This is a genomic window from Lapillicoccus sp. (genome assembly GCF_025353065.1).
Lineage (GTDB): Bacteria > Actinomycetota > Actinomycetes > Actinomycetales > Dermatophilaceae > Lapillicoccus.
Genome location: NZ_JANXRJ010000214.1, coordinates 1 through 5676 on the forward strand (window position 1 = coordinate 1; position 5676 = coordinate 5676).

At 71.0% G+C, this 5676-nt stretch carries 3 protein-coding genes and 1 pseudogene; 1 reads left to right on the forward strand and 3 read right to left on the reverse strand.

What is annotated here, in order from left to right:
• The 3 genes from Q0R63_RS16285 to topA form a co-directional block, all read right to left on the reverse strand.
• The coding region (locus Q0R63_RS16285) for an SDR family NAD(P)-dependent oxidoreductase (RefSeq protein ID WP_295699531.1) at positions 1-956 on the reverse strand (956 nt) is incomplete at its 3' end.
• A 56-nt stretch (positions 957-1012) separates the two neighbouring features.
• On the reverse strand, positions 1013-2392 hold the full coding sequence (locus Q0R63_RS16290; RefSeq protein WP_295699533.1) for a serine hydrolase domain-containing protein: 1380 nt from the start codon (positions 2390-2392) through the stop codon (positions 1013-1015).
• 3 nt (positions 2393-2395) lie between these two features.
• The gene (topA, locus tag Q0R63_RS16295) at positions 2396-5245 is read right to left on the reverse strand and encodes a type I DNA topoisomerase (protein WP_295699535.1); all 2850 of its coding nucleotides are present in this window, start codon (positions 5243-5245) and stop codon (positions 2396-2398) included.
• A 162-nt stretch (positions 5246-5407) separates the two neighbouring features.
• Between topA and Q0R63_RS16300 the strand changes: the two are divergent.
• Positions 5408-5676, forward strand: a pseudogene (locus Q0R63_RS16300) (dioxygenase); the annotation flags it as partial.

Genomic DNA, 5676 nt, shown 5'->3' on the forward strand with positions numbered 1-5676 from the left:
ACGCCGGTGCGCTCCGCGGACAGGGCCCACAGCCGGGCGGCCTGCTCGGGGTCGATCGCCCAGTCCTTGACGCCCGAGCGGGGGCCGTCCGGGGCCCAGGGCACGGCGACCTCGCAGTCCTCGAGGTAGACCCCGCCCAGGCCGTCGAGCTGCGGCGAGGCAGCGGCCCAGGTCTGGGTCGCTGCGCCGGCCTGCGTGGACTTGAAGCCCGGGTTGAGGGGTGTGCCGTCGGCGTCGATCCAGCCCATCTCGACCTGTTCCTCGACGCTCAGGTGCCGCTGGAGGGGGGTGAGGATCCCACCGGGGTTGAGAGCGAAGGCCCGCACGCCCGCGCTGCGGCCGAGGGCGTCGAGCTGCACGGCGAAGAGCGAGTTGGCCGTCTTGGCCTGCCCGTATGCCGTCCACTTGTCGTAGTCGCTCGCGAAGTCGATGTCGTCCCACCGGATCGGCGAGCGGTGGTGACCGGTCGAGGAGACCGAGACGACCCGGGCGCCGCCCGGCTGGAGGGCCGGCCAGAGCCGGTTGACGAGGGCGTAGTGGCCGAGGTGGTTGGTCGCGAACTGCGCCTCCCAGCCTGGTCCCACCCGGGTCTCCGGGCAGGCCATGACGGCGGCGCTGTCGATGACCATGTCGATGGTCCGCCCCGAGTCGAGGAACCGGTCGGCGAAGGCGCGGACGCTCTCGAGGTCGCCGAGGTCGAGCTCGTCCACCTCGGTGCCCGAGATCTCGGACAGCGCCTCGCGGGCCACGTCCGGGCGGCGGGCCGGGACGACGACGTGCGCGCCGGCCTTCGCCAGGGCGCGGGTGGCCTCGATGCCGATGCCGGAGTAGCCACCGGTCACGACGGCCAGCCGGCCGGTGAGGTCGACGCCGGCGAGCACCTCGTCGGCGGTGCTCCTGGCCCCGAAACCGGAACCGATGGGCTGCTGGGGGGTGGTCGTCGTGGGGGTCGTCATGACCCCGACGCTAAGGGTTGGAGCGCACTCGAGGTCAACCCTCGAGGCGGAGTGCGTCAGTGCCAGCCGGCGTCGTCGACGCCGCCGGGGATGTCGCGCTCGGGGTCGTAGGGCAGCCGGGTGTAGCGGAACGACGCGAGGTCGAGGTGGCTCACGGCGCCCTCGGAGTCGCGGACCACCCGGAGCGGTTCGTGGGCGTAGTAGCCGTCGAGCCCGACCCAGAGGTCGTCCTCGACGAGGCGGAACCGGGCTCCGCGGCCCTGCCCGGGGACCCCGAGGACGAAGCCCCCGTCGCCGTCGGCGCGGATGGCCATCGCGGCCGGGCCCCAGTGCCATGGACCGACGAGCTCCACTGCGGCGGCTGAGGATCCGCCCGCAAGCCAGAGCTCTGGGTCGAGGGGTTCGCGCTCCGCGACGACGTCCAGCAGGTCGCGGCCGAAGGGGGTCAGGCCGGTCGTGGTGTTGGTGAAGGTGACTGCGCCGTCGCCGCTCTCGAGGTCGACCTGGAGCGAGGCGAGGAAGCCGGGCATCGAGCCGCCGTGACCGGCATACCGGGTCCCGTCGCGGTTCCACACCTGCCAGCCGAGCCCGTGCGCCTGGGTCCAGGCGGAGCCCCGGATGTCGTCGACGACCTGGGGCTCGAGCATCTCGTCGAGGGTGTCCCGCGAGAGCAGGTCGCCGAGGTCGCCACCGAGGAAGGCCGCCCACTTCGCGAGGTCCTCGACGGTCGACCACAGCTGTCCCGCCGGGGCCATCGCGCCGGCATCGTGCTCCGGCTCCGTGAGCAGGAGGTCGGCGAGCGGGTGCACCGCAAACCCTTGTGCCGCCTTGCCGCTCGGCCTGGTCGTCGTGCGGGTCATGCCGAGTGGCGCCAGCAGGTCGCGGGCCACGACCTCGTGCCACGGTATGCCGTGTGCTCGCCCGAGCAGCTCGCCGAGAGCCCCGTAGCCGACGTTGGTGTAGTGGAACCGCCGTCCCGGGCGGGTGCGCTGCACCGGGCCGGCGTCCGACACGAGGTCGTCCCACCCGACGCCGGGGGTGCGTTCCCACCACGGGCCGTCGGTCTCGGCCTGCAGGCCCGACGAGTGGGAGAGCAGCTGGGAGATGGTCGCCCGGCCGAACGCGGCGCCGGGCACGTGCTCCTCGAACCGGTCGTCGAGGTCGAGACGCCCGGCGTCCCGCAGCCGCATGACCGCGACCGCGACGAACGTCTTGGTGATCGAGCCGATGCGGTACTGCGTGTCGCCGTCGGCCGGCACGCCCCCGGCGCGGCCGTCGACCGTGCCGCGAGCACCGGCCCATACCAACCGTCCTCGTCGCACGACCCCGGCAGCCACCGAAGGCAGCCGACTCTCGTGCTGGGCGACCGCGAGCCGGTGGGAGAGCGCCCGCCTCGTCGCGACGTCCAGCTCGAAGCCCTCGTCAGCGGTCCCCATCGATCACTCCTTCGTGGTCGCGGTCTTGGCGGTCGTCTTGGTCGCCGTCTTCGTCGCGCCCGACGCCTTCTTCGCCGTCGTCTTCTTCGCTGTCGTCTTCTTGGCCGTCGCCTTCTTGGCCGTCTTCTTGGCCGTCTTCGCGACCGCCCGCTTGCGCGTCACGGGTCCCCTCGCGCGCTTCTCGGCCAACAGCTCGAAGCCGCGCTCCGGCGTGATCTGCTCCGGGTCGTCGTCACGGCGCAGGGTGGCGTTGGTCTCGCCGTCCGTGACGTAGGGGCCGAAGCGCCCCTCCTTGACCACGACCGGCTTGGCCGACACGGGATCGGCGCCGAGCTCCTTGAGGGGAGCCGCGGCGGCCCGACCGCGCAGCTTGGGCTGGGCGTAGATCGCGAGGGCCTCCTCGAGCGTGACGTCGAAGAGTTGCTGCTCCGTGACCAGCGACCGCGAGTCGGTGCCCTTCTTGAGGTAGGGACCGTAGCGGCCGTTCTGGGCGGTGATCTCGACCGCCGTGCCGTCCTCCTCGGTCACCGACCCGACGACGCGGGGTAGCGACATCAGCTTGAGCGCGGTGTCGAGCTCGATCGTGGAGATGTCCATGTCCTTGAAGAGCGAGGCGGTCCGCGGCTTGACCTTGGCCTTGCCCTTGAGGTCGAGCAGCTCGGCCGGCAGGACCTCGGAGACGTAGGGACCGTAGCGGCCGGCACGGGCGACGACCTCATGGCCGGTGTCCGGGTCGGTGCCCAGCACCCGACCGTCGTCGACAGCGGCTTCGAGCAGCTCGCGCGCCTTCGCCGGCGTCATCTCGTCCGGCGCGATGTCGTCGTTGATGGTGACCCGTCGAGGCGTCTCCGGCGCGGCCGCCCCGTCGACCAGGACTTCGCCCGTCGCCGGGTCGATGCCCTGTGGCACCAGCTCTTCGACGTAGGGGCCGTAGCGCCCGACCCGCACGACCATGCCGTCACCGAGGTGGATCGTCGAGATCTCGCGGGCGTCGATCTCGCCCAGGTCGTTGACGAGGTCGCGCAGCCCGGCGGCCGAGGTCGCCTCGTCGCCGAAGTAGAAGCGCTTCAGCCAGGCGGAGCGCTGTTCGGTGCCGTTGGCGATCTGGTCGAGGTCCTCCTCCATCGAGGCCGTGAAGTCGTAGTCGACGAGGTTGGTGAAGTGCTCCTCGAGCAGCCGGGTCACCGCGAAGGCGAGCCACGTCGGCACGAGTGCCGTCCCGCGGCTGTTGACGTAGCCCCGGTCCTGGATCGTCCCGACCATCTGCGCGTAGGTCGACGGTCGGCCGATCCCCTTCTCCTCCATGGCTTTCACCAGGGTTGCCTCGGTATAGCGCGGCGGCGGCGAGGTCTCGTGGCCGTCAGCCTCGGCGCGCAGGACCGCGAGCGGGACGCCGATCCCCAGCTTGGGCAGCCGGCGCTCCTCATCGGCGACCTCCTTGCGCCGCTTGCCCTCGTCGTCCTTGCCCTCCTCGTAGGCCGCGAGGAAGCCCCGGAAGGTGATGACCGTGCCGCTGGCGGTGAACTCCGCCGCGCGGGCGACGTCCACGCCGTCGAGGGTGGCGGTCAGCTTGACCGTCGCGGTCGAGCCGCGGGCGTCGGCCATCTGTGAGGCGACGGTGCGCTTCCAGATCAGCTCGTAGAGGGCGTACTCGTCGCCGCGGATCTCACCGGCCACCTGGGCCGGGGTCCGGAACCGGTCACCCGACGGGCGGACGGCCTCGTGCGCCTCCTGGGCGTTCTTGACCTTGGAGGCATAGCGCCGCGGGTCCTGCGGCACGTATTCCGCGCCGTAGAGGTCACGCGCCTGGCTGCGGGCCGCGGTCAGCGCCGACTCCGACAAGGTGGTGGAGTCGGTGCGCATGTAGGTGATGTAGCCGCCCTCATAGAGCCGCTGCGCCACCCGCATCGCGTTCTTGGCGTTGAGGCGCAGCTTACGCGAGGCCTCCTGCTGGAGGGTGGAGGTCGTGAACGGCGCGGCCGGGCGGCGGGTGTAGGGCTTCTCCTGGACGTCGGAGACGACGACCGGCGAGACCGGGACGGCCGCGGCGATCGCCGTCGCCATCCGCTCGTCGAGGTGGACGACCGAGGTGGACCTGAGCACCCCCGCGTCGGTGAAGTCGCGGCCGGTGGCGACGCGGGCACCGTCGACGGCGCTGAGCCGGGCGGTGAAGGTGTCGGCCTCGTTGAGGGCGCCGGAGCTGGTGCGCGTCGTGAAGTCGCCCTCGACGTCCCAGTAGGAGGACCGGACGAAGGCCATCCGCTCGCGCTCCCGCTCGACGGTCATCCGGGTGACGACGGACTGCACCCGGCCGGCCGAAAGCCCTTGTCGCACCTTCCGCCACAGCACCGGCGACACCTCGTAGCCGTAGAGGCGGTCGAGGATGCGGCGGGTCTCCTGCGCGTCGACGAGGGCGGTGTCGAGCTCGCGGGTGTTGTTCACGGCGCGCTGGATCGCCTCGCGGGTGATCTCGTTGAAGACCATCCGCTTGACGGGGACCCGCGGCTTGAGCGTCTCGAGGAGGTGCCAGGCGATGGCCTCGCCCTCGCGGTCCTCGTCCGTCGCGAGGTAGAGCTCGTCGGCGTCCTTGAGGGCGCGCTTGAGGTCGGCGACCTTCTTGCGTTTGTCGGCGTCGACCACGTAGTAGGCCTCGAAGTCGTTGTCGACGTCGATGGCGAACTTGCCGAACGGACCCTTCTTCATCTCCGGAGGCAGCTCCGACGGGTTCGGCAGGTCCCGGATGTGACCGATAGACGCCTCGACGTCGTACTCCGCTCCGAGGTAGCCCGCGATCGACTTCACCTTGTTGGGTGACTCGACGATGACGAGCTTGCGGCCCTTTCCTGCGGCCATGCCATACCCCCATGTCTTTCCCTGACCCTCGTGCAGTGGATTCGTCACGGCTCGGACGGGGGCCGGCGACAGGACTGTAACGCGTCAGCCGGGAAGCCTCTCCCACCGCACCGTGTTGACCGAGTAGTTGAACATTGTACTAAATCAGGATAGGATGGTCCTATGACGACCCAGCCGGTGCTCTACCTCAGCCACGGAGCCCCTCCGCTCGCGGACGACACGCGGTGGACGAGGGAGCTCGCGACGTGGTCCGGTGACATCGCCCAGACGGCGGCGAAGCCCACGAACATCCTCATGGTCTCGGCCCACTGGGAGGAGGCGCCGCTCGCTCTGTCCTCGACGACGGGCGCCCCCCTCACCTACGACTTCTGGGGATTCCCCCAGCGCTACTACGACGTCACGTATGCCGCCCCGGCCGCGCCGGAGCTCGC